This is a genomic window from Thermodesulfobacteriota bacterium, from assembly GCA_026415035.1.
Lineage (GTDB): Bacteria > Desulfobacterota > BSN033 > BSN033 > UBA1163 > RBG-16-49-23.
In genome coordinates, this window is the sequence record JAOAHX010000035.1 from 1 (window position 1) to 21,121 (window position 21,121).

Annotated in this window: 19 protein-coding genes; 8 read left to right on the forward strand and 11 right to left on the reverse strand. The window is 56.8% G+C overall.

Annotated elements, in window-relative coordinates; all coding sequences use genetic code 11:
* Positions 1 to 188 (reverse strand): hypothetical protein (locus N3G78_14070; protein MCX8119041.1); only part of this gene is annotated, 188 nt, incomplete at its 3' end.
* Between the two features lie 615 nt (positions 189 to 803).
* Between N3G78_14070 and N3G78_14075 the strand changes: the two genes are divergently transcribed.
* From N3G78_14075 to N3G78_14085, 3 genes are read left to right on the forward strand one after another with little or no spacing between them, the layout of a single operon-like run.
* Complete coding sequence (locus tag N3G78_14075) at positions 804 to 1,622, forward strand: AAA family ATPase (GenBank protein ID MCX8119042.1); 819 nt, start codon at positions 804 to 806, stop codon at positions 1,620 to 1,622.
* Positions 1,570 to 2,430, forward strand: coding sequence for a ParB/RepB/Spo0J family partition protein (locus N3G78_14080; GenBank protein ID MCX8119043.1), 861 nt, complete (start codon positions 1,570 to 1,572; stop codon positions 2,428 to 2,430). Before N3G78_14075 ends, N3G78_14080 begins: the two co-directional genes overlap by 53 nt.
* Before the next feature lie 20 nt (positions 2,431 to 2,450).
* Positions 2,451 to 2,888, forward strand: a complete 438-nt coding sequence (locus tag N3G78_14085) for a polymer-forming cytoskeletal protein (protein MCX8119044.1) — start codon at positions 2,451 to 2,453, stop codon at positions 2,886 to 2,888.
* Between the two features lie 74 nt (positions 2,889 to 2,962).
* Here N3G78_14085 and N3G78_14090 read toward each other — a convergent pair whose 3' ends face one another.
* From N3G78_14090 to N3G78_14110, 5 genes are all read right to left on the reverse strand, one after another.
* The gene (locus N3G78_14090; protein MCX8119045.1) at positions 2,963 to 3,952 is read right to left on the reverse strand and encodes an electron transfer flavoprotein subunit alpha/FixB family protein; all 990 of its coding nucleotides are present in this window, start codon (positions 3,950 to 3,952) and stop codon (positions 2,963 to 2,965) included.
* A gap of 87 nt (positions 3,953 to 4,039) precedes the next feature.
* Positions 4,040 to 4,813, reverse strand: a complete 774-nt coding sequence (locus N3G78_14095; protein ID MCX8119046.1) for an electron transfer flavoprotein subunit beta/FixA family protein — start codon at positions 4,811 to 4,813, stop codon at positions 4,040 to 4,042.
* Positions 4,814 to 4,888: 75 nt separating this feature from the next.
* The gene (locus tag N3G78_14100) at positions 4,889 to 6,049 is read right to left on the reverse strand and encodes an acyl-CoA/acyl-ACP dehydrogenase (GenBank protein ID MCX8119047.1); all 1,161 of its coding nucleotides are present in this window, start codon (positions 6,047 to 6,049) and stop codon (positions 4,889 to 4,891) included.
* Between the two features lie 22 nt (positions 6,050 to 6,071).
* Positions 6,072 to 7,271, reverse strand: coding sequence for a CoA transferase (locus N3G78_14105; GenBank protein MCX8119048.1), 1,200 nt, complete (start codon positions 7,269 to 7,271; stop codon positions 6,072 to 6,074).
* Positions 7,272 to 7,372: 101 nt separating this feature from the next.
* Positions 7,373 to 8,089 (reverse strand): hypothetical protein, encoded by a 717-nt coding sequence (locus tag N3G78_14110; protein ID MCX8119049.1) that lies wholly within the window; start codon positions 8,087 to 8,089, stop codon positions 7,373 to 7,375.
* Between the two features lie 128 nt (positions 8,090 to 8,217).
* Here N3G78_14110 and coaBC point away from each other — a divergent pair, with 128 nt between their 5' ends.
* Positions 8,218 to 9,432: a bifunctional phosphopantothenoylcysteine decarboxylase/phosphopantothenate--cysteine ligase CoaBC gene (coaBC, locus tag N3G78_14115; GenBank protein MCX8119050.1), complete on the forward strand. Its 1,215-nt coding sequence runs from the start codon at positions 8,218 to 8,220 to the stop codon at positions 9,430 to 9,432.
* On the opposite strand, the gene N3G78_14120 is transcribed toward coaBC, so the two are convergent.
* Positions 9,427 to 9,711, reverse strand: a complete 285-nt coding sequence (locus tag N3G78_14120; protein ID MCX8119051.1) for a zinc ribbon domain-containing protein — start codon at positions 9,709 to 9,711, stop codon at positions 9,427 to 9,429. The genes coaBC and N3G78_14120 overlap by 6 nt on opposite strands.
* Positions 9,712 to 9,726: 15 nt before the next feature.
* Positions 9,727 to 10,578, reverse strand: coding sequence for an RNA polymerase sigma factor RpoH (gene rpoH / locus N3G78_14125; GenBank protein ID MCX8119052.1), 852 nt, complete (start codon positions 10,576 to 10,578; stop codon positions 9,727 to 9,729).
* A 152-nt stretch (positions 10,579 to 10,730) separates the two neighbouring features.
* On the opposite strand from rpoH, the gene N3G78_14130 reads away from it, so the two are divergent.
* Entirely contained in the window at positions 10,731 to 11,141 is a 411-nt protein-coding gene (locus tag N3G78_14130; GenBank protein ID MCX8119053.1) for a DUF1844 domain-containing protein, read from the forward strand.
* A gap of 4 nt (positions 11,142 to 11,145) precedes the next feature.
* On the opposite strand, the gene N3G78_14135 is transcribed toward N3G78_14130, so the two are convergent.
* Positions 11,146 to 12,600: a DegQ family serine endoprotease gene (locus N3G78_14135; protein ID MCX8119054.1), complete on the reverse strand. Its 1,455-nt coding sequence runs from the start codon at positions 12,598 to 12,600 to the stop codon at positions 11,146 to 11,148.
* 288 nt (positions 12,601 to 12,888) lie between these two features.
* Between N3G78_14135 and lepA the strand changes: the two genes are divergently transcribed.
* From lepA to N3G78_14150, 3 genes are read left to right on the forward strand one after another with little or no spacing between them, the layout of a single operon-like run.
* Positions 12,889 to 14,688 (forward strand): translation elongation factor 4, encoded by a 1,800-nt coding sequence (gene lepA, locus N3G78_14140; protein MCX8119055.1) that lies wholly within the window; start codon positions 12,889 to 12,891, stop codon positions 14,686 to 14,688.
* Between the two features lie 52 nt (positions 14,689 to 14,740).
* Positions 14,741 to 15,877: a radical SAM family heme chaperone HemW gene (hemW, locus tag N3G78_14145; GenBank protein MCX8119056.1), complete on the forward strand. Its 1,137-nt coding sequence runs from the start codon at positions 14,741 to 14,743 to the stop codon at positions 15,875 to 15,877.
* 35 nt (positions 15,878 to 15,912) lie between these two features.
* Positions 15,913 to 18,474, forward strand: a complete 2,562-nt coding sequence (locus N3G78_14150) for a PAS domain S-box protein (protein ID MCX8119057.1) — start codon at positions 15,913 to 15,915, stop codon at positions 18,472 to 18,474.
* Between the two features lie 14 nt (positions 18,475 to 18,488).
* On the opposite strand, the gene N3G78_14155 is transcribed toward N3G78_14150, so the two are convergent.
* Together N3G78_14155 and N3G78_14160 are read right to left on the reverse strand one after the other, a co-directional pair.
* Positions 18,489 to 19,940 carry a 4-hydroxybutyryl-CoA dehydratase gene (locus N3G78_14155; protein ID MCX8119058.1) on the reverse strand — a complete coding sequence of 484 codons (1,452 nt, stop codon included), beginning with the start codon at positions 19,938 to 19,940 and terminating at the stop codon, positions 18,489 to 18,491.
* Between the two features lie 15 nt (positions 19,941 to 19,955).
* Positions 19,956 to 20,837 carry a nitroreductase family protein gene (locus N3G78_14160; GenBank protein ID MCX8119059.1) on the reverse strand — a complete coding sequence of 294 codons (882 nt, stop codon included), beginning with the start codon at positions 20,835 to 20,837 and terminating at the stop codon, positions 19,956 to 19,958.
* Positions 20,838 to 21,121: the final 284 nt, after the last annotated feature.

The following is a 21,121-nucleotide window of genomic DNA, read 5'->3' on the forward strand; positions in this document are numbered from 1 at the left end:
TGTATCGAATAGCCAAAACGAAGCCTCCCCTCTGCCCGACCAAGCACCCCCCTGCTCCTCTCAAGAACTACCTGAAGCGTCTTCACACAACCCCCCTCAACCCCAAAAGAGACTTCAGGGAGCAAAAGAAAAAAGCCCACCACAAAGAAGACAATAAGAAATATCACCTCTCCATACCCCCCCTTCAAGAATGCGTCCGGCAGCTCTATCCCAAATTAAAACAAAAAGGTAACCCCAATTGAACCAAAACCCTATACCCATGTCAAGAAAAAAAGCATCGCCTCATGGAAGCGGATAAAATTCTACTGAGGCACCTTTTTAAGGTCCCATAAACTTAAGGGAAGGTGGGTTTCACTTGGGTAAAAAATCCTGACGAAAAACAGGGACGAATGTGGGACCAGTATCGGTTCCTTGGATTTCTTCCACAACCCATGATTCAAGGGGTGTTCGTAGACCTCTGAGCTCGGATCATTGGGAAGGTGAAGTAAGAGAAGGTAAATGGGCTTGAGAACCCTCCCTTGGAGGGTTAACACGTGGGTTCATCCGGTTTCATCAATTAAAGGAGACCTGCTGTCAGCTCGGAGTTGCAGAAAGGGGGAGGAAAGGTGGTTCATTGAACACGGGAAGACTTCTCGCGAGGGCAACGGGTAAGACCTTGTGGAGAGAGGTTGAAAGGTTTGACTGACATTGGGATGGAATTTCGGCATACGGGTCATCCCCAAAATAAGGTAAATGCCGAGAGGACCTTATTTGAGGATCAGGCTTTTCCTCCTTCCCTTTTTTGTGCTATAAAAGACGTAAAGATGGCCAGGGTGATCTGCATCGCCAATCAGAAAGGAGGGGTGGGAAAGACGACCACAGCAGTCAATCTCTCCGCCTCCCTCGCGGTGGCGGAGAAGAGGGTCCTCCTCGTCGATATCGACCCTCAGGGAAACTCGACCAGCGGGGTCGGCCTGGAGAAAGGGGAGACGAACGGGACAATTTATCAGGCCCTCCTCAAGGGTTCGGGGCTCAAGGAGATCATCCGGAAGACATCCCTTGCTTTTCTCGATCTCGTGACCGCTAACACCGACCTGATTGGTGCGGAGATCGAACTCGTCGGAGAGAAGGACCGTGAGCGGAGGCTTGCCCACCTCATCCGGGAGGTCGAGGCAGACTATGACTACATCTTCATCGATTGCCCCCCATCCCTCGGCCTTCTCACCATCAACTCCTTGACCGCGGCCCATTCCGTGCTCATTCCGCTTCAGTGCGAATACTATGCTTTGGAGGGACTTGGACAGCTCCTCAAGACGATCCGCCTCATCAAACAATCCCTCAATCCCAGGCTGGAGATCGAGGGGATTCTCCTTACGATGTTCGACATTCGAAACAACCTCTCCCATCAGGTGGCAGAGGAGGTCCGGAGACATTTCAAAGAGAAGGTTTTTCAAACCGTCATCCCCCGAAACGTGAGGCTGAGCGAGGCGCCCAGCCACGGAAAGCCCGTCCTCCTCTATGACATCCATTCGAAGGGAGCAGAGAGTTATCTCAATCTGGCCCGAGAGATGCTGGCCAATGGAAAGACTGATGGCGACGAAACGAGTAGCACTGGGAAAGGGTCTGGGAGCCCTCATCCCTGAACCAGAGGAGAAGGAACCCCCGAAGTTCTTCTACTGTGGGATCGAGGAGATCCGGCCCAACCGATCCCAGCCCCGAAAGCGCTTCGACGAGGCAAGACTCCTCGAACTTGCCGAGACGATCAGGGAGAAGGGGATCCTCGACCCCCTCACGGTGAGGAGGGTGGAAGGGGGCTATGAGTTGATCGCGGGGGAGAGGCGTTGGAGGGCTGCTCAGAAAGCGGGCCTTAAAGAGGTCCCCGTGATCGTCAGAGAGGCGGACGACCGAGAGGTCCTCGAGCTCTCCCTCATCGAGAACCTCCAGAGGGAGGACCTCAACCCCATCGAGGAGGCAGAGGGTTTCCGGGAGTTAATAGAAACATTCGGCCTCAGCCAGGAGGAATTGAGCAGACGGGTCGGCAAGGACCGCACCACCATTACCAATGCCCTCCGCCTGCTCAAGCTGCCGGTCGACCTCCAGGCCCACCTCATCGAGAATCGGATTTCGGCGGGCCATGCGAGAGCCCTCCTAAGCCTCGAACACGCAGACAAACAAAGGGAACTCTGCCGCCGGATTTTGGAGAAAGGCCTCTCGGTGAGAGAAGCGGAGGCCTTGGCGAAACGGTGGTCTGAAAAGCCGAGGATAAAAAAGGGGGTCGACGCGAAGAGAGAGGAACTCCTCGCCCAGCTTCAGAGCCTGCAGGATTCTCTGAGGCGCCACCTCGGGACAAAGGTGACGATTCAAGCAAGGGGGAAAAGGGGGAGGATCTGGATCGACTATTACTCCCTTGAGGAGCTGGAGCGGATCGTCGAGACGATCCTCGGACGATAGAGAAAAAGAGAGGGTAGATCATGTCAGGAAGATCGATTTTTTCAAAGGGTGAGGCGAAAACGCAGGCGGTTTGCGACGAGATCAGCGCCTTCCTCGGAAAGGAAACCTTCTTTGAAGGCAAGATGACCTTTCGGGGGATCTTCCGTCTTGACGGAAGGTTCGAGGGAGAGATCTTCGACAGCGGGACCTTGATCGTCGGGGAGACGGCGATGGTCAGGGGGAAGATAGCGGTGCACACCATCGTCATCAACGGTCAGGTAGAAGGAGAGCTCCACGCAATCGAGCGGGCCGAGATTCACGCCACCGGGAAATTCACCGGCAGCCTCTTCACCCCCAAACTCATCATCCAGGAGGGGGGGCTCCTCAACGGCCATTGCGAGATGAGTCAGCGGGTATCCGGGGAAGAGCACCTTCGTTCCCATCCCTCCCAAACCCCATCCCCATATTCGATCTCATAGGAATATCGGTGGGTAAACCCCTTCTTTCATCGACGGCTCGAATGTCGATCTTCGAGGGGAGGGCGTTTCATCTCTTATTCGGCCGAGAGGGCCTTTTTCAGCTCTTCGGTCAGGGCCGGTACGATCTGGAAGAGGTCTCCGACGATCCCGTAGTCCGCGTAGTTGAAGATGAGGGCGTTCGGGTCGGTGTCCACCGCGACCACCGTCTTGCAGGTGGTGATGCCGAGCACGTGATGGACCGCACCCGAGATCCCGAAGGCCATGTAGAGCTTGGCCGAGATGCTTTTGCCGCTCTTTCCGATCTGGTCTTTGACCTCCCGCCAGCCCTCGTCCACCGTGGCCCGGGTCGTCCCCACCGAGGCGTTGAGGACCTCGGCGAGCTCCTCGATGATCTTGAAGTTTTCAGCCGCCTTGATCCCCCGGCCCGCGGCCACCACGATGTCTGCCTCCGAAATATCGAGCTTCGTTCCCGGGGCCTTCTCGAAGCCGGTCACCTTCTTCTTCACAGAGGAGGGATCGATGGAGGGTTGAAGGGTGATGACTCGGGCTGACCTTCCCGGGGCTTGGTGGACCGGAAAGGTGTTGTTCCTTACGGTGGCCATCTGGGGTCTTGCCTCGGAGAAGGCCAACTCCGCAAAGACCTTGCCTCCGTAGAGGGGACGTCTGGCGACGAGCCGGCCATCGTCTTCGATGTCTAACCCCGTGCAGTCGGGCACGTATCCTGTCTGAAGGTGCATGGCCAATCTCGGAAAGAGGTCCTTGCCGGTGGAGGTCGCCCCTCCGAGGAGGGTAGAGGGTCGATGTTCCTTCACCAGCGAAGCGATCGCCGGGAGGTAGGCATCGGAGGTATAAGGCATGAGCGAGGCATCCTCCCAGAGGTAGATTTTATCGGCGAAGGGGGTGAGGGTTTGGATGGCCCCCCCGAGATCCTTTCCCAAAAGCAGGGCAGCCACCTCCTGGCCGGTCTTCTTTGAGAAGTCTATGGCCGCAGAGAGGAGTTCAAAGACGACCTTTTTGACCTTTCCATCCTGATGTTCTGCAAGGACCCAGATCTCGTTCGGCATAGGTTTTCCTTTCGAACCCGTTCGGAGTCCCTCACGGAGAGGCGGGAGGCCTTCGATCCTCCGAACGCTGAACAAGGCATTGAAGACTCAGAGCACTTTCGCCTCTTCCCTCAGTAGCTTGACCAAGATCTTCACATTCTCAGGGAAGTCCTCTTTGATCATCCGAACCGGAGGCCTCTTCGGCGGCGGGAGGTAGCGTGCAACTTTGACCAAAGGGATCAGGTCGGACGGTTGGAGTCCCAGAGAGGGGAGGTCCACCTTTTTGATCTGCGCCTTCATCGCTTTCATCACGTTCATCACCTGGGGGATGCGGGGCGTATGGAGGCCTTTCTGACAGGTGAAGAGGGCAGGAAGGGGACAGAGGAGGTGTTCCCTGCCGTTTTCGACCTCCCGGACGACCTTGGCCTCCCGTCTTTGGGCATCGATCTCGAGGCCGACGATGGAGTGGACATGGGGGATCCCGAGACACTCGGCCACCGCAGGGCCGACGATGCCCGCATCGTCGTCCATGGCCTGTTTTCCGGCCAGGATGAGATCGAACGGTTTATCCTTAAGATAAGTGGAGAGGACCCTGGCGATGACGAAACCGTCCGCCCCTTCCAGGCCGGGATCGGCGATCTGAACCGCATCGTCCGCCCCCATGGAGATGCCCCTCCTCAGGGCATCGACCCTCCGGTTGTCCGCAGTCAGGACGGTCACCCGCCCTCCGGCTCTCTCTTTTACCCTTAAACCGGCCTCCACGGCGATCTCGTCGAAGAAGCTGGTGAAGTACTTGTTTTCGATCTCGAGCTCGGAGTCGGATTTCACCTTGACGATCGCCTCCGGATCGGGAACCTGCTTCACGAGAACGTAGATTTCCATTTGGTCCTCCCTTACGGGGTCACCTGCCCTCCCACGCCGAGGCCGATACCCCTCTGCCCCTCTTTTTCGGATCGTTCAACTCTGACAGTACATGCGTCCTAAATAGTCGCAGAGGACTTCGTGGGTCCCCCCGCCATAGAGGAGGAATTTGGCGTCCCGCCAGTAACGCTGAACGGGATATTCGCTGCAGAAGGCATTTCCGCCGTAGATCCGCATCGCCTCCTCCACCGCATACATGCACATCTCGGTGGCGTGATACTTCGCCATCATACATTCGTTGGTGCAGGGGATGTTGTTCTGGATCATCCAGGCGCAGCGGTAGAGGAAGGTGCGCGAGGCCTCGTACCAGGCCCAGAACTTGGCGAATTTTTCCCGGATCAACTGGTATTTGCTGATGGGATTTCCAAAGGCGATCCGGTTGTTCGCATACTGTTTGGCATCCTCCATCGCCTCCTTGGCGATGGCCAGGGCGTTCATTCCGGTCATGACGCGGACCTCGTTGAGGATCTCTCCGGCATACTGGACGCCTTTTCCGATCTCCTCGCCGAGGAAATTTTCGTCGGGGATGAAGACGTTATCGAAGATGAGCTCTCCGGTCACCGAACAACGGGAGCCTAATTTGTGAAGCCTCTGGCCGACTGTAAACCCGTCCCGATCCTCGGTCTTCTTTTCGACGAGATAGAAGTTGAGCCCTTTGAGGCCCAGTTTCGGATCGACCGTGGCCATGACCGTGGCGAAGGAGGCGATGGGACCGTTGGTCACCCACTGCTTTCGGCCGTTGATCCGCCATCCTCCGTCCACCTTGGTGGCGAGCGTCCGGGTCCCTCCGAGGTCGGAGCCGGACTGGTCCTCGGTAAAGCAGATCGTCCCGATCTTTTCGCCTTTGATCGCGGGCACCAGGATCCTCTGTTTGATCTCTTCGTTTCCGAACCGGCCGATGAAGTAGGTCCCCATCAGGATCTGCATGATCACCGACATGGCAAATCCGCAGGAACCCCTGGCCAGCTCCTCGTAGAAGATCATCTGGGTGATCGTGTCGGTTCCCATCCCGCCATACTTTTCGGGGTGCCTTAAGCCGAGGTATCCGAGGCTGGCGAACTCCTTCCAGAGGTCCCAGGGGAACTCCTCCTTCTCGTCGAGCTCCTTGACCCGGGGCATGATGAGGCGATTGACCGCATCGCGAACGGTCTGTCTGAAAAATTCCTGTTCCTCGGTAAATGAGAAATCGAGCGCCATGGTCCACTCCTTGGGATCGAATTCAAATGATCTTCTTCTCCTTCAGCCGCTCTAACTGCTCCAGGCTAAATCCTAATCTTCCGACGTAGATCTCCTCGTTGTGTTCCCCGAACCGGGGGGGAAAGGTCAAGGTCTGGTTCGTCGATTTCAGATAGGGCGTCATAAACGGGGGAGGGGCCAGCGTGATCTCGAGGCCTGTCTTGGGGTCTTTGCTCCTGAGGAGACGGGTCTTGACCAAGGGGTCCTGAACCACCTCCTCGATCGTATTGACCCTGGAGATGGGGATGGTGGCCTGGTTGAAGAGGTCGATCAGCTTTGCCGTCTCGAATTTCTTGGTGATGGCGTTGATCGTCTCGTTGAGGCGGGCCACATCGGCAATCCTTCCCGCATTCCGCTCGTACTCCTTTTTGTATAGGGATTCGAAGCCGGGCAGTTTCGTCATCGTCTCCCACTGGCGATCGTTCCCGACGGCGATATAGACATAACCGTCTTTCGTCTGGTAGACCGAGACCGGGGCGAAGAATTCATGGGTGTTTCCCCTCCGGGTCACCTTCTTGTTGAAGGTGACCGTATGGGTGATGGGCTGGGTGAGCCAAGAGACGGTGCTCTCGAACATCGAGAGGTCGATCCGGCTTCCCTTTCCGGTCACCGCCCGCTTGTAGAGGGCCTTCATCAGGAGGCCGTAGCCGTGTTCGCTCGCTCCCATGTCCGGCAGAGGGATGCCCAAGACCTGAGGCGGTCCGTCCTTTTCGCCGGTCAATTCCATCAGCCCACCTCGGGCTTGGAGGACGGGATCGTAGGCCGCCTCGTTGCTATCGGGGCCAAAGCCGGTCACGCCGAGCCAGATGAGATCCTCTTTGATCTCTCTGAGCCTCTCGTATTCGATGCCGAGCTTCGCATAATTTCTCGGCAGCTGATTGGTAGCGAAGATATCGACCTTCAGGGTGAGGATCAGTCGCTTTAATATCTCCTGGCCTTCGGGGACGGACAGATCGAGGGTGAGCGATTTCTTCCCGGCGTTGATCGGCAAGTAGTAGGTGAACATCCGGTCCTCGTGCAGGACATCTTCTCCGACCCTCCGGTTGGGATCGCCGTGAACCGGATGTTCGAGGCGGATCACATTGACTCCGTCCTCGGCCAGGCGAAAGGTCAGGTAAGGAAGGACCGTGGCCTGCTCGAGGCTCAGGACCGTCAGGTTTTTGAAAAGCGCATGATCGTCCATCCCTCAGGCCTCCGGAACTTAATTTTTGGATACTGTATACAATGGGGTTTATATCTCTAATGGCCTCTCGATGTCAAGATGTTTGCCAATCTCCTCTCCCTTCACGGGATCTTCTTTTTCAAGTGGGGGGTGAGGTCGGCAGGGGTCTCGTATTCCACCCTCGGTAGGGCCTCGACCATTTCTGGAAGTTCGACCCCTTTTTTGGAGAGGAGGATCACCTCTTTTCCGAGGCCGAGGGCGATTCCCAGCTCGATCAAACTTCGCTCCCTTCCCGGGGGTGTGAGATCGAAAATCCCGATCCTGATCCGCCTGATCTGGTCGATCCGCTGGGAGAGAGAGATCGGTTCTTCCCCGGAAGAATGGGCCACGGGCGTCAGGCCGCTCCCTTCAAAGGAAAGCTCGATGGCCTTCCGCAGGGCCTGGTCGGTGATGCCCGATGAGATGAAATACTCCCCTTTGAGGGAGACCTCGACGGTTTTGGCCGTGGTCTGGAGCTTTTTAAAGAGAGTTCGGTCGAGGGTCAGTTCTTTGAGGGCGGAGAGGAGGATGGCCTTGGCCTGATCGAGGTCCCTCTTAAAGCGCGCCGAGTTGATCCGTTGGACCTCCGGCGAGTCGAATCCCTTGATGTTCACCTCCCGGAACTTGAGGGCCCCGAAATTCTGGCAGTGGGTGGAGCGAGGGCTGAAGGCCTTTTCGAGAATGGTCCGGCTTTCGGCGAGCCACTGTTTGAAGAGGTCATGGTCCGCATTCAGTTCTCCCAGCCTTTCCCACTGGGTTAACTGGTCTTTGATCAGGTCGATGGGGTCGCGCTCGGCCATTGGGGAAGGTCCCTCTTGGGTTTCATTCTCGGTTTGGAAGATAGCAGGTTGAGCCAGTAGATGTCAAATCGTTTCAAAGGTCTAAAGGTCTATTGAGAACCCCAGAGCTTTTATGATATAAGGAGGGCATGCTGAAGGAAAGAGAGATCGTTTTGGGCGTAACCGGAGGGATCGCGGCCTACAAGGCTGCGGAGTTTGTGAGGCTCCTGATCAAGCAGGGGGCAAGGGTCCACGTGGTGATGACCCGGAATGCCCAGGAATTCATCACCCCCCTGACCTTCCAGACCCTTTCCGGAAACCCTGTGGTGACCGATCCCTTTAATCTCCTGGAAGAGGCCAAGATCGGCCACATCGCCCTGGCCGACCTCGCCGAGCTCATCGTCATCCTTCCGGCCACGGCCAACATCATCGGTAAGGTCGCCAACGGCATCGCAGACGATTTTCTTTCGACCATGGTGATGGCCTCCAAGGCGCCCGTCCTTTTTGCCCCTTCGATGAACGTGAATATGTGGGAGAGCCCCGCCCTTCAGCAGAACATCGAGGTCCTGAAGCAGAGAGGATTCTATTTCATAGAGCCCGGCGAGGGAGAACTGGCCTGCCACTGGTATGGGAAAGGCAGACTCGCCGAGCTGGACGAGGTCATCGAAAAGATGGCGGAGATCCTCTCACCCAAGGACTTGAGGGGTGAGAAAGTCCTCGTCACCGCCGGGCCCACCCAGGAGCCCATCGATCCGGTTCGCTTCATCACCAATCGCTCCTCCGGAAAGATGGGCTATGCCATAGCCAGGGTGGCCAGGAGAAGAGGGGCGGAAGTGGTGCTCATCTCAGGTCCCACGCCTCTTGGGCCTCCCAGGAGCGACATCCGCCTCGTCTCCGTAAGGACGGCCGAGGAGATGCGCAAGGCCGTCCTGGCGCACCTGAAGGACTCCACGGTGGTGATCAAGGCGGCAGCGGTTTCAGACTACCGGCCAAAAGAGGTGAGCGATAGGAAGTTGAAAAAGGGCGGCCTCGAGATCTCTCTCGATCTGGAGCAGACCCAGGATATCCTCAAGGAGGTCGGCCAGCAGAAGGGAGGTCGAATCCTGGTGGGGTTTGCCGCAGAGACAGAAGACCTGATCGCCAATGCAAGAAAGAAATTGAAGGAGAAAAACCTCGACCTGATCGTGGCCAACGATGTGACAAAGCCCGGTTCCGGGTTTGCGTCCGAAACCAATCAGGTGAAATTCCTCTTCCCCAATGGAGAAATAAAGGATCTCCCCCTCCTTTCAAAGGAGGAGGTGGCCAGCCTTATCCTCAATGAGGTCGTATCGTTACTGAATCAGGGCACGGCCAAACGCCTATGACTTGGCATCGGCCTTCTTCTCGAGCCGCTTCTCCTCGGCCTTGGAGCTCCCCGATTTCTCCGAAGCCTCCTTCTCTTGCTTTTTGCCCTCTTTCCGACTGGGGGAGGGATAGTCGTTCACGTAAAAGCCCGCCCCTTTGAGAATGAAACTCGATGCTGAGATGAGCTTTCTTGCTGGGCCAAGACACTTGGGGCAGGCGGGGTTGCACGCCTCATCTATTTTATGAAAAATTTCAAAGACTTCGTTACAGTTGTTACACTGATATTCGTAGATGGGCATCTCCAAAACCTCCTTTTAAGCGTAGAGTTGCAAGCTGGGGCTGATCTCTCGCTTTAACTTCTTCAGGGCCTCGCTTTCGATCTGTCTCACCCTTTCTCTCGAAAGCTTCAGCCTGTCCCCTATCTCCTGCAGGGTGAGAGGATCATCGGCCATGATCCTGTGCTTGATGATGAAGAGTTCCTTCTCGTTCAATCGCTTAAGGGCCCTCTGGACCTCCCTCTCCCGGAGCTCTTTCTCCTGTTCCTGGGCCAAGATCTCCTCCTGGTTGAGAGAATCCTCCTGAAGCAGGTCGAGATGGGTGAGTTCCTTCCCTTCGTCAAACGGGGAATCGAGGGAGAGGTCTCTTGCCGCCATCCTTTGCTCCATCTCGATGATATCCTCCTTGTTAACATCGAGATCTTTGGCCAGGGCCTCATACTTGGCCTCGTTTTCGAGATCCGATTCGAGGGCCTTTCTCACCTTTCCGATCTTGTAGAAGAGTTTTTTCTGGGCCTGGGTCGTCCCGATCTTGACCAGGCTCCAGGTTTTGATGATGAAATTCTGGATGAAGGCCCTGATCCACCAGATCGCATAGGAGATGAACCGGATCCCCTTATCTGGATCGAACTTCTTGACGGCCATCATCAACCCGATATTCCCCTCCTGGATGAGGTCGAGGAGCTTTACCCCGTATGATTTGTACTCGAGGGCTACCTTGACAACGAACCTCAGGTTTGATGTAATGAGTCGGTGCGCTGCACTGATATCGTTGTGGTCACGATATCTCCTCGCGAGCTCGATCTCCTCCTCATGCGTCAAAAGGGGAAACTGGTTAATCTGGATAAGGTAGGTATCAAGGGAATTCTTGACAGAGGGCAGATAAGTCATTATATAATCCTCGTAAAGGTTGGATTAGCACTCAAACAAACTGAGTGCTAATATAATAATATCCCTCCCCAAATAAGTCAAGCGTTAATCTATAAGTTATTGAAAATTTTAATTTTTATTTAATTGTCAAAAACCTTTGATCGGAGGGTCACATGGCCGAAGACAGGGTGAATGAGGAAAAAGAGAAGGAGAAGGGATTCACCGTCAAGGACCGGAGATTTGCTGCCCAGAGAGAAGAGGCCACGTCGAAACCGCAAGAAGAGAAGAAGGAAAAACCTAAAGTTGAACCCTCGGAGGAGAAGGCCGAAAGAGGCCCCCTACCTGAAATCACCTTCACCAGTTTCATCCTCTCCCTCAGCACCTCGGCATTGGTCCAGCTTGGGGAGGTGGAAGACCCTCTCACCCAGAAGCAGGCCAAGAACCTTCCATTAGCCAAACAGACGATCGACTTTATCGGGATGTTGAAGGAGAAGACGAAAGGAAACCTCACTCCCGAAGAGGAGAGGTTCATGGACCAGATCCTCTTCGATTTGAGGATGAGGTATGTAAGGGCGGTCGAATGACCTTTTACTTCTTAAAGGTCAGATAGAAGCTCCGTCCTTTTCGGTGAATCTGAAAGAGGATGCCCTTTTCGACGCTCGCCTCCTTCATCGCCCGTTCGAAATCCTTAAGCGTCTCGATCTTCTTCCGGTTGATTTCGAGGATCACGTCCCCTTCCTGAAGGCCCATCTCGTCGGCAAGGCTCCCCTCCTGGATATCGACGACGACGACGCCCTGTTTGATCCCGCTGATCCGATAACGGGTCGCCAGCTGAGGGGTCAGTTCCTGGACTCTGGCCCCCAATTTCTCCTCCCCCTCTTTCTCCTTTTCCAGTTCGGCCTTGTCCGGCATGGCCGAGGTGGTCACCTCGACCGTCATCGGCTTCCCGTCCCGGATGATGCTGAGCTTGACCTTCTGGCCTACGCTCTTCTTCTGAATCTCCTTGATCAATTCGTTTACATTCTTTACAGGTTTGTCGTCCACCGCCTTGATGATGTCACCCGGGGCTAAGCCGGCCTTCTCCGCACCCGTGCCTGAATAGACCTGGCCGATGAGGACCCCCTCCTTCTCCTTCACTTTGAAGTGTTCCATCATCTCGGGGGTGAGCTCCTGGACGCTGATGCCGAGCCAGGGCCGGACAACCTTCCCCGTTTTGATGAGATCGCTCAGGATCTGTTTCGCCATATTGATGGGGATGGCGAAGCCGATCCCAGTCCCCGGCTGGATGATCATGGCGTTGATCCCGATCACCTCTCCATCGATGTTGATGAGGGGCCCTCCGCTGTTGCCAGGATTGATCGAGGCATCGGTCTGGATAAAGTCCTCATAGGTCCCTGTCCCAAGCCCGGAGCGTCCTTTGGCGCTGATGACCCCTACGGTGACGGTATGTTCGAGACCGAAGGGGCTTCCGATGGCGATGGCCCATTCCCCGACCTCGAGCTTGTCCGAATCGCCGAGCGTGGCCACGGGCAGATCCTTCGCTTTGATATGAAGGACAGCGAGGTCGGTCCTCGGATCCTGGCCTTTGACCGTGGCAATGAACTCCCTCCCGTCCGCGAGGCGGACCTTGATCTTGTCGGCGCCCTCGATGACATGGTTGTTCGTGAGGATGTATCCTTCCTTATCGACGATGACCCCGGAGCCCCCGCTTCTCTGCCGATGGCGATACTCCTTCCCCCTCTCTCTGGGCCATCCGAACCCCCTGAAGAACTCTTCGAAGGGGCTTCCCCTGAAGAACTCTTCGCCGAACCTCTCCCAGGGCTTTATGGTCACGGTCTTCTCTGTGGTGATGTTGACGACCGAAGGTTGAACCTTTTTGGCCACCTCGACGAAGGCCTGCCCCAAAGATTTGGCAGTTGTCAATTTATCGTTTTTTGGTAGGGAATTGGCCTTCTCCCTTCCGATGCAGAAGAAGAGGCCGAAGAGGAGGACGGTTAAAGAAAGTCCTATCACCGCCAACCTTTTTACCTTTTGGGCGCCCATGGTCTATCCTCCAACATATTGATTTTAAAAACATACCCTTTTTTTGAGGAGTTGTCAAATCACGGGGTTTAGCGATCCCAAAAGCCCCTGCTTTTGAATTCATCTGGCCCATCGAACGAGGAAAGAGGAGGCAAGAGGAAAGATCATGGCCAGAGGGAATCGCTTTTCGATCGAGGGGTTTCTGGAGCATGAAAATAGGAATAGGTTATAATGTTTTTGATTTTGCAAATCATATCTTTGGGTTCCAGGATCCTCTAACTTATTGGCGGATATTTCTTAACCCCTTCCATGGAGCAGATCCGTAATTTTAGCATCATTGCCCATATCGACCACGGGAAGTCGACCCTCGCCGATCGCCTCATCCAGTTTACCGGGATGGTCGATGAGCGGAACTTCAAGGACCAGATCCTCGACAACATGGAGATCGAGCGGGAGAGGGGGATTACGATCAAGAGCCAGGCGATCTCCCTTCCTTATCGCTCTCGGGACGGACAGGAGTACCTCCTCAACCTCATCGACACCCCTGGCCATGTCGATTTCTCTTACGAGGTCTCCCGGGCCTTGGCCTCCTGCGAGGGCGTCCTGCTCCTCATCGATGCCTCCCAGGGCGTCCAGGCCCAGACCCTTGCCAATCTCTACCTCGCGATGGAGAACGATCTCGAGATCATCCCGGTCATCAACAAGATCGACCTTCCCACCGCCGATATCGATCGGGTCCTCGAGCAGATCGACTCGGAGCTGGGATTGGACCCTTTCGGTGCCCTGAAGTGTTCGGCCAAGGAAGGGATCGGCATCGAGGAGATCCTCGAGGCGATCGTGAAGAGGATCCCTCCGCCGAAAGGGAGTCCGGAGGCACCCCTGGCCGCCCTGATCTTCGATGCTCAGTACGATCCATTTCGAGGGACGGTCATCCACTGCCGTCTTTTCGACGGAACGGTGAGGCCGGGGGATCTCATCCGTTTCATGTCGAACGGCGCGACCTACGAAGTCGAGGAGGTCGGCCGCTTCCTTCTCAACCGACAGAGGAGGGATAGCCTCTCGGCCGGGGAGGTCGGCTATATCCTGGCAGGGGTCAAGACGGTCTCGGATGTCTATATCGGTGATACGATCACCTTTGAGGATCGCCCTTGCGCCCAGCCCCTCCCGGGATTTAAGGCCTTCAAGCCGGTCGTCTTCTCTTCGATCTACCCCATCTCCCCTGAAGATTATGAAGACCTTGCCTCTGCCCTCGAGAAGTACAAGCTCAACGATGCGGCGCTGGTCTATCAGAAGGACTCCTCCCTGGCCCTCGGACAGGGCTTCCGATGCGGTTTTTTGGGACTCCTCCATCTCGAGATCGTTCAAGAGAGGTTGGAGCGGGAATACGATCTCTCCATCATCCTCTCCGTCCCGAGCGTCCGTTACCGTTTCACCCTGAAGGACGGAACCACGGTCTATGTGGACAATCCCGCGCACTATCCTGATCCGGCCACGATCGCCAAGGGAGAGGAGCCCTACATCCGGGCCACCTTGATCATGCCCGAAAGGTACCTCGGCAATGTGATCAAGCTCTGCATGGAGAAGCGGGGACAGCAGTCAAAGCTAAACTACCTCGGACCCGACCGGGTGGAGCTCATCTATGAGATGCCCCTTGCCGAGGTGATGTACGATTTTTACGATCGTTTCAAATCGATCACCCAGGGATATGGGTCCTTCGATTACGACCTCCTCGACTACCGGGAGAGCAACCTGGTCCTGCTCGACATCCTGGTCAATGGCGAGAAGGTCGATGCCCTTTCGCAGATCGTCCACCGCGATCAGGCCCGTCCCAGGGCCCTCCGGGTCTGTGAGACCCTGAAGGAGGAGATCCCTCGGCAGATGTTCAAGGTGGCGATTCAAGGGGCCATCGGAGGAGAGATCATCGCCCGGACCACCCTCTCTCCCTATCGAAAGGACGTGACGGCAAAGTGCTACGGAGGGGACGTCACCCGGAAACGGAAGCTTCTCGAGAAGCAAAAGAAAGGTAAGAAGAGGATGAAGATGGTCGGATCGGTCTCCATCCCCCAGAGCGCCTTTCTGGCAGTGCTGAGGTCGGAACCGGAGAGCTGATCCGAAAAAAATTCCGCCCGAGATCAAAGAGGGCCGGGAGGCTTATCCTTCCATGATCCCAATCCAGAGAGCTGGCCTATATATCCACATCCCCTTCTGCCTGAGCAAATGCCCTTATTGCGGTTTCTATTCCACGACCTCGGTCTCTCAAATCCCCGCATTTTTAGAAGGCCTCTTCAGAGAGATGGAGATGGCGAAGGGGAGAGACCCTCTCGGCCCTTTCGACACCCTCTATCTGGGCGGAGGGACACCCTCCCTGCTCGACCCCTCCCAGCTGGAGCGATTATTGAACGAGGTGCGAAAGGAGTTCGATCTCTCGCCGGAATCGGAGATCACGATCGAGGCCAATCCGGGGGACCTCAACCGGTCTTACCTCCGATCGATCTCGGAGCTCGGGATCAACCGCATCGTCATCGGTGTCCAGTCTTTCGAGGACGAGGTGCTGGCCTTTTTAGGGAGGCGCCACTCGGCTGCTGAGGCCTTCCAAGCCCTGGAGTGGGTCCGGGAGGCGGGATTTCAGAACCTTGGCATCGACCTCATCTATGGAGTCCCGGGCCAGGGGCTCGAGGCCTGGCTTCAGGACTTGAAACAGGCCCTCTCCTTTCTGCCCGAGCATCTCTCCTGTTATGAATTGACCTTCGAACCCGAGACCCCTCTCGGGAGAAGATTCCGGTCCAAAGAGCTTCCTGCGCCGAAAGAGGAGGCCCGGTATGAATTCTTTTTAAGGACCTCCGAATTCCTCGAAGGAAACGGTTACCTCCATTATGAGGTCTCCAACTTCGCCAGAGAGGCCAACTATGCCTCTCGACACAACCAAAAATACTGGGACCATTCCCCCTACCTCGGCCTCGGTCCTTCGGCTCACTCCTTCCAGTCCGATCGGCGCTGGTGGAACCACCGCTGCCTCGACCGATACCTCGAGGCGATCGCTCAGGGGACCCTGCCCATGGAAGGCCAAGAGGTCTTGACCCTCGAACAGCTCAAACTGGAGACGCTCTTTCTCAGCCTGAGGACGAGGCGGGGGATCGACCTTGCCGACTTCAAGGCCCGATTTGGCTCCGATCTGTTAACAGACCTGAAGGGAGTCCTGACCAGGCTGGAAGAGGAGGGGCTGATCCTTCTCCAGGAAGGCCATCTCTCGCCCACGGTGAAAGGCCTCGCCGTGGCCGATGGCATGGCTCTTCTCTGAAGTCCGAGGAGGGATGAGGTTTCCAAGGAACCCCCATGAATGAGAAAGAAATCGAACAAGAGCTCGAATCCCTCCGCCTGAGGGCCGCCGAGCTTGAAAGGTGCGAAGAAGAGCGGAGGAGGAGGGAGGCGGTCTTCCTCGATCTTATCAATGCCACCGAGGAGGTGGTCTTTCTCATCGATCGCGAAGGGATCCTCCTGGCCGCCAACCAGAACACGGCCCGTCTTTACGGGGTCCCCTACGAGAGCCTTTCCGGCACCTCCATCTACGATCTGATCCCGAAGGACCGCATCGAGAGCGGAAGGGAGAAGGTGAGGGCGGTCCTCGAGACGAAAAGGCTGGTTCGATTCGAGGGGAAGCTGGGAGAGAGGGTCTTCGAGAACTCCTTCTATCCTGTGCTCGACGAGGAGGGGGAGGTGAGGCGGGTCGCCGTCTATGTGAGGGACATCACCGAGCGGAAGCGGCTCCAGAGGGTCCTGAAGGAGACCGAGGAGCAGTATCGGAAGATCTACGAGAATGCCATTGAAGGGATCTTCCAGATCAGCCCCGATGGCAAGTTCATGAGCGCCAATCCCTCCCTTGCCCGTATCCACGGCTACGCCTCTCCCGAAGAGCTGATCCATGCGGTCCAGGATATCCGGACCCTCTATGTCAATCCGGAGGACCATCAACGCCTCGTTCAACTCCTCTTTCGGCAGGGCTCGGTCGAAAGTTACGAGGCCAAAATGTACCGGAAGGATCGAAGCCTCCACTGGATCTCCACCAACGTCAGGCTGGTGCGGGACGCCTCCGGCCATCCCCTCTACTATGAGGGGACGATGATCGACATCACCAAGAGAAAGACGGCCGAGGAGGCCTTTGCGGAGAGCGAGGAACGCTATCGGACCGCCATCGAAAACTCCAACGATGCGGTGGCGATCGTGCGAGACGGCAGGCTTCAATTCGTCAACCGGCGTTACGTGGAGCTCTTCGGCTACGAGAGTGCCGAGGAGCTTTCCGGTCAGCCGATCGATCGCTTCGTCCACCCGGAGGACCGGGAGAAGGTCGTGAGGATCAACCAGCAGAGGCAGAGGGGAGAGCCTGTCCCCTCGCGCTACGAATTCAAGGGCCTGACCCGGGACGGCCGAATCCTCCATCTCGAAGTCTCCGCCACCAGCACCGTCTATCGGGGGAAACAGGTCTATCTGGCCTACCTCAGGGACATTTCAGAGCGAAAGGCCGCCGAGGAGAGCTTGCGGAACGAACGCAATCGGTTCCAAACCCTCTTGGAGAGCGCGCCCTTCGGGATCATCGTGATGGACCGGGACGGGGTTTTCCAGTATATCAATCCCAAGTTCAAAGAGCTTTTCGGCTACGAGCTGACCGAGGTGCCCAACAGCCGGGAGTGGTTCAGGAAGGCCTTCCCGGATCCAAAGATGAGGAGAGAGGTGATCTCGGCCTGGGTCGGCTATCTGAGGAGCACCAGCCCCGGAGAGAAGGTCCCTCGGACCCTTCCCACCACCTGCAAGGACGGGACGCAGAAGATCATCCACTTCATTCCGGTCCGGCTCGCCACCGGCGAGTACATCGTCACCCTCGAAGACGTGACCGAGAGGATCCGGGCCCACGAGGCCCTGATGAAGTCCCATCAGGAGTTAGAACGTCTGAACCGGGCCAAGACGAAGGCGGTCCACCACATCTCCCATGAACTGAAGACGCCCCTTGCGGTGATCCAGGGCAACCTCCGGCTCTTGAAGAGGAGGTTGAAGCGGATCTCCCGAGACGGGGGCCTCCAACCCACCCTCGAGAGGATCGAGCGGAACCTCTCGAGGCTCCTCGACCTTTCGAAAGAGGCGGACGACATCTTCAGGATCTCCCAGGAACTGGAGGCAGGGGTCATTCTGGACAGCCTCGAGACGCTCTGCCAGCGGATCGGGGACTTTCCCGATCTCCCGCCCGCTGTCCGAGGCCATATCGACGGACTCAGGGCGTGGTTTCGCCAATATCAGTCCGGACATCCCGGCGCCTTCGAATCGATCCATCTCCATTCCTTCCTCCTCGATACGCTCGAAAGGGTGAAGGAGCGATCCCGGCACCGGAAGATCCATTTTCGATTCGAGGGAAGACCCGGGCTCTACGTCTCGATGGACCCTCTCGTCCTCCAACAGGTGATGGAGGGGCTGCTCCGCAATGCCATCGAGAACACGCCCGATGGCGGAACCATCCGGCTCTCCTTCGAGGAGCAGCGCGGGAAGATTCAGATTCACGTGGCGGACGAGGGGATCGGGATCACCGAGGAAAATCAGGCCTATATCTTCGATGGTCTCTTTCACACCCGGGAGACCGAGCTCTATGCAACGAAGAAGCCCTACGATTTCGGTGCGGGAGGCAAAGGGCTCGACCTGCTCCGGATGAAGATCTATGCCCAGCGTTTCGGTTTCGATCTGTCGATGAAGAGCAAACGTTGCCCCTATATTCCAACAGACCAGGATCTCTGTCCGGGAGACCGGGCGAAGTGTCCCCATCTCGCGGAGGAGAAGGAGTGTGCCGACTCGGGCGGAACGACCTTCACCCTCACCTTCCATCCCCGACAGGCGGGCCAACCCGCCCCTGTCTAAGCCACGTGGGTCTTTTAACCGATCCCGAGGAGGTCCTTCACCCGCTTAACTTTCTCCTCGATCTCTCCATGCCGGCCGATCATGATCCTCTGGGCCATAGGTGAGCCCGCTCCATGGACCGACTCGATGAGATAGGCCACGGCCCCTGCCCCTGCCACTAAATTCTCGATGAGGCGCAGCACCCTGATCCTATCCACCACGGCCACTCCCTCGGCCGCCGCGAGGTATTTCTGAAGATAAGGTCCGACCTTCGGGTCCTCCAGTTCCATGGCAGAGGGAAGGGTTCCGATCAGGCCGCCGGCGATATCGATCGCCAGGCGAGCCAATTCGAAGGGAAAGCGGGTGACGTTGAGCTTACAGACATTGGCCAGCAGCAGATCGACCTCGTAATTTCCGGCCGGGGTCCGATGTCCAAGGGCAGAACAGGCAATCCCGCAGGCATACATGGTTTCGTTGAGGTGGATCATCTCCACGATCTTGTCCCGGACGTGGGAGGCGGCCTCCACGCCGTTCATCCGGGCGATCAGGGCGGTGGCGCCGATGAGGATGTCTCCCATGCCCACCTTGCATCCCCCATAGCTCTGACGGTGATAGGCGGCGAACCGCTCGACCAGCTTGCCGGTAAAATCGATCTCTCCGTCGAGAAAGATCCGTTCCTGCGGGACGAAGAGGTCCTCGAAGACGGCCATCACCTCCTGGCCGCCGAAGCGGGGATTCCCGACGTCCAGGCCTCCCGGCCCTTCGAGCTTCCGGGTGTCGCTGGCCTGTCTGCCGTAGAGGTAGGTGATGCCCTTCGCGTGGGTAGGGACGGCGAAGCAGATGGCCCAGTCCTTCTCCTCCGGGCTCAGGGCGGTCGTGGGCATGACGATGATCTCATGGGAGTTGACCATGCCCGTCTGGTGGAGTTTGGCCCCTCGCACCACCACCCCATCCCGCCTCCGATCCACCACCCGGAGGAAGAGGTCCGGATCCCTCTGATCTTTGGGCCGTCTCCCACGGTCGCCTTTGGGGTCGGTCATCGCGCCGTCCACGACCAGGTCTTCCCGCTGGACGTAAGACCAGTACTGGCGAAATCGTCTGTGATAATCCGTCCCGTGTTTCTCATCGCATTCGTAGGTGACGCTGAAGACGGCATTGGCCGCATCCAGGCCCACGCAGCGCTGGAAGCAGGAGGCCGTGAGGTTTCCGCAGTGTCGTTGCATCATCACCTTCTTGACCAGGTCTTCGGGACTCTGGTGGAGATGGGTGAAGCGGTTGACCTCCTCGTCGATCAAAGGGGAGTAGGCCCTGAAGAGCTCCCGGGTCTCCTCGCGATGGGCGCAATCGTAGGTCGTGGCCACGGCCCGAACCGAGGGAGAGATGAGGGGATGGTCCGGCAGAGCCTGTTCCCTCCTTCCCATCACGTGGGCCTCGAGAGAGAGGGCCTTCAAAGAGGCGATGTACTCCTCCCCGCGCTTAAGGGCCATAGGGAACCTCCTTTTCTACCGCCACCTCGCCTTCGGAGGTTGGCGTCGCACCAGGTTGGGATAGGTCACCTTCGGGAAGCCGAGCACCATGGCCGCATAACAGCGATGGTCAGCCGGGATGGCAAGCCATCGCTTGATCCTTCTATCATGGTTCACCGCATTGACCAGAAATCCATTGAAACAGCACCCGAGCCCCAGGCTGTGGGCCTTTAAGGAACAGTTGTAAAGAGCCACTGAGCAATTAAAAGAGGACGAGCTGTCCCAGGCCTCGGCATGGGCGATCATGACCACCGGCGCATGGTAGAAGAGCCGATCCTCGCCTCGCTCGAAGGCCTCCCGGGCCACCTCCATCTTGGGGAGCGACTGCCGAAGGTACTCCACCGTCCTCCTCCCTGCCACGAGGGTGAGAAGCATCCGACCGAACGGGCCCTCCACCCTTGAAAAGACCCTTTCGTAGAATCGGAGGGTCAACTCCCTCAATTCCTGAATCCGCTCCCGCGTGGTTAAGACCAGGTAGTTAACGTTCTGGCTGTTCGTGCCGGTGGGGGCGAACCTTCCGGCATCGAGGATCTGATCGAGGACCTCCTTCGGGACCGGATCGGCCTTATAGTTCCGGATCGAGCGCCTCTCCCTGAAGAGGAGGTCGAGGGCCTCGGGAGAGACCGCCGAAGCGGTCCCTTTTTGAGGATGCTTTTCGAAGGCCTCTCCCTCTCGGATGACGGCGTCGCTCGGACAGACCGCACCGCAGTGGTCGCAGCCGATGCACCACTCTCCCCTGAGCAATTTAGCCTTTTCCTCAGCCATCCCCAAAACAAAACTCGGGCAGACCGCTACACATCGCTCACACCCGATACATTTATTCTCGAAAATCTCAGGTGGATTCACTTCCCGTTTCATCATTTTCTTTTCTCCGCTTCTTTAAGCACCCCCTCCCCCTCAGAGGGGGAGGGTGAGGACTATTTGCGTGTTAAATGTAACAATTCAATAAAAATGCATCTAATCTTGCAACATTGCAATCCCATTTACAATTGCCCTCATGCCGGTCTTAAGAAAAGGGAATTGTAAAAGATTTGCCACTAAAATAGAATAGTGGCATGGACTTAAATTCCTTCGAACCCCTTGTAAAGATTGAACAATCTGCAAAGCGATTTATTAACAAAGCGTGTTGGAAAAACTACCGT

Coding starts and splice junctions, on each gene's coding strand:
- N3G78_14105 (MCX8119048.1), bottom strand. CDS start 7,271: ATGGACGATCATGCGCTTTTCAAAAACCTGACGGTCCTGAGCCTCGAG.
- N3G78_14100 (MCX8119047.1), bottom strand. CDS start 6,049: ATGGCGCTCGATTTCTCATTTACCGAGGAACAGGAATTTTTCAGACAG.
- N3G78_14110 (MCX8119049.1), bottom strand. CDS start 8,089: ATGGCCGAGCGCGACCCCATCGACCTGATCAAAGACCAGTTAACCCAG.
- N3G78_14150 (MCX8119057.1), top strand. CDS start 15,913: ATGAATGAGAAAGAAATCGAACAAGAGCTCGAATCCCTCCGCCTGAGG.
- N3G78_14090 (MCX8119045.1), bottom strand. CDS start 3,952: ATGCCGAACGAGATCTGGGTCCTTGCAGAACATCAGGATGGAAAGGTC.
- N3G78_14080 (MCX8119043.1), top strand. CDS start 1,570: ATGGCGACGAAACGAGTAGCACTGGGAAAGGGTCTGGGAGCCCTCATC.
- N3G78_14130 (MCX8119053.1), top strand. CDS start 10,731: ATGGCCGAAGACAGGGTGAATGAGGAAAAAGAGAAGGAGAAGGGATTC.
- N3G78_14135 (MCX8119054.1), bottom strand. CDS start 12,600: ATGGGCGCCCAAAAGGTAAAAAGGTTGGCGGTGATAGGACTTTCTTTA.
- N3G78_14155 (MCX8119058.1), bottom strand. CDS start 19,940: ATGGCCCTTAAGCGCGGGGAGGAGTACATCGCCTCTTTGAAGGCCCTC.
- N3G78_14075 (MCX8119042.1), top strand. CDS start 804: ATGGCCAGGGTGATCTGCATCGCCAATCAGAAAGGAGGGGTGGGAAAG.
- N3G78_14085 (MCX8119044.1), top strand. CDS start 2,451: ATGTCAGGAAGATCGATTTTTTCAAAGGGTGAGGCGAAAACGCAGGCG.
- lepA (MCX8119055.1), top strand. CDS start 12,889: ATGGAGCAGATCCGTAATTTTAGCATCATTGCCCATATCGACCACGGG.
- rpoH (MCX8119052.1), bottom strand. CDS start 10,578: ATGACTTATCTGCCCTCTGTCAAGAATTCCCTTGATACCTACCTTATC.
- hemW (MCX8119056.1), top strand. CDS start 14,741: ATGATCCCAATCCAGAGAGCTGGCCTATATATCCACATCCCCTTCTGC.
- N3G78_14160 (MCX8119059.1), bottom strand. CDS start 20,837: ATGAAACGGGAAGTGAATCCACCTGAGATTTTCGAGAATAAATGTATC.
- N3G78_14120 (MCX8119051.1), bottom strand. CDS start 9,711: ATGCCCATCTACGAATATCAGTGTAACAACTGTAACGAAGTCTTTGAA.
- N3G78_14095 (MCX8119046.1), bottom strand. CDS start 4,813: ATGGAAATCTACGTTCTCGTGAAGCAGGTTCCCGATCCGGAGGCGATC.
- coaBC (MCX8119050.1), top strand. CDS start 8,218: ATGCTGAAGGAAAGAGAGATCGTTTTGGGCGTAACCGGAGGGATCGCG.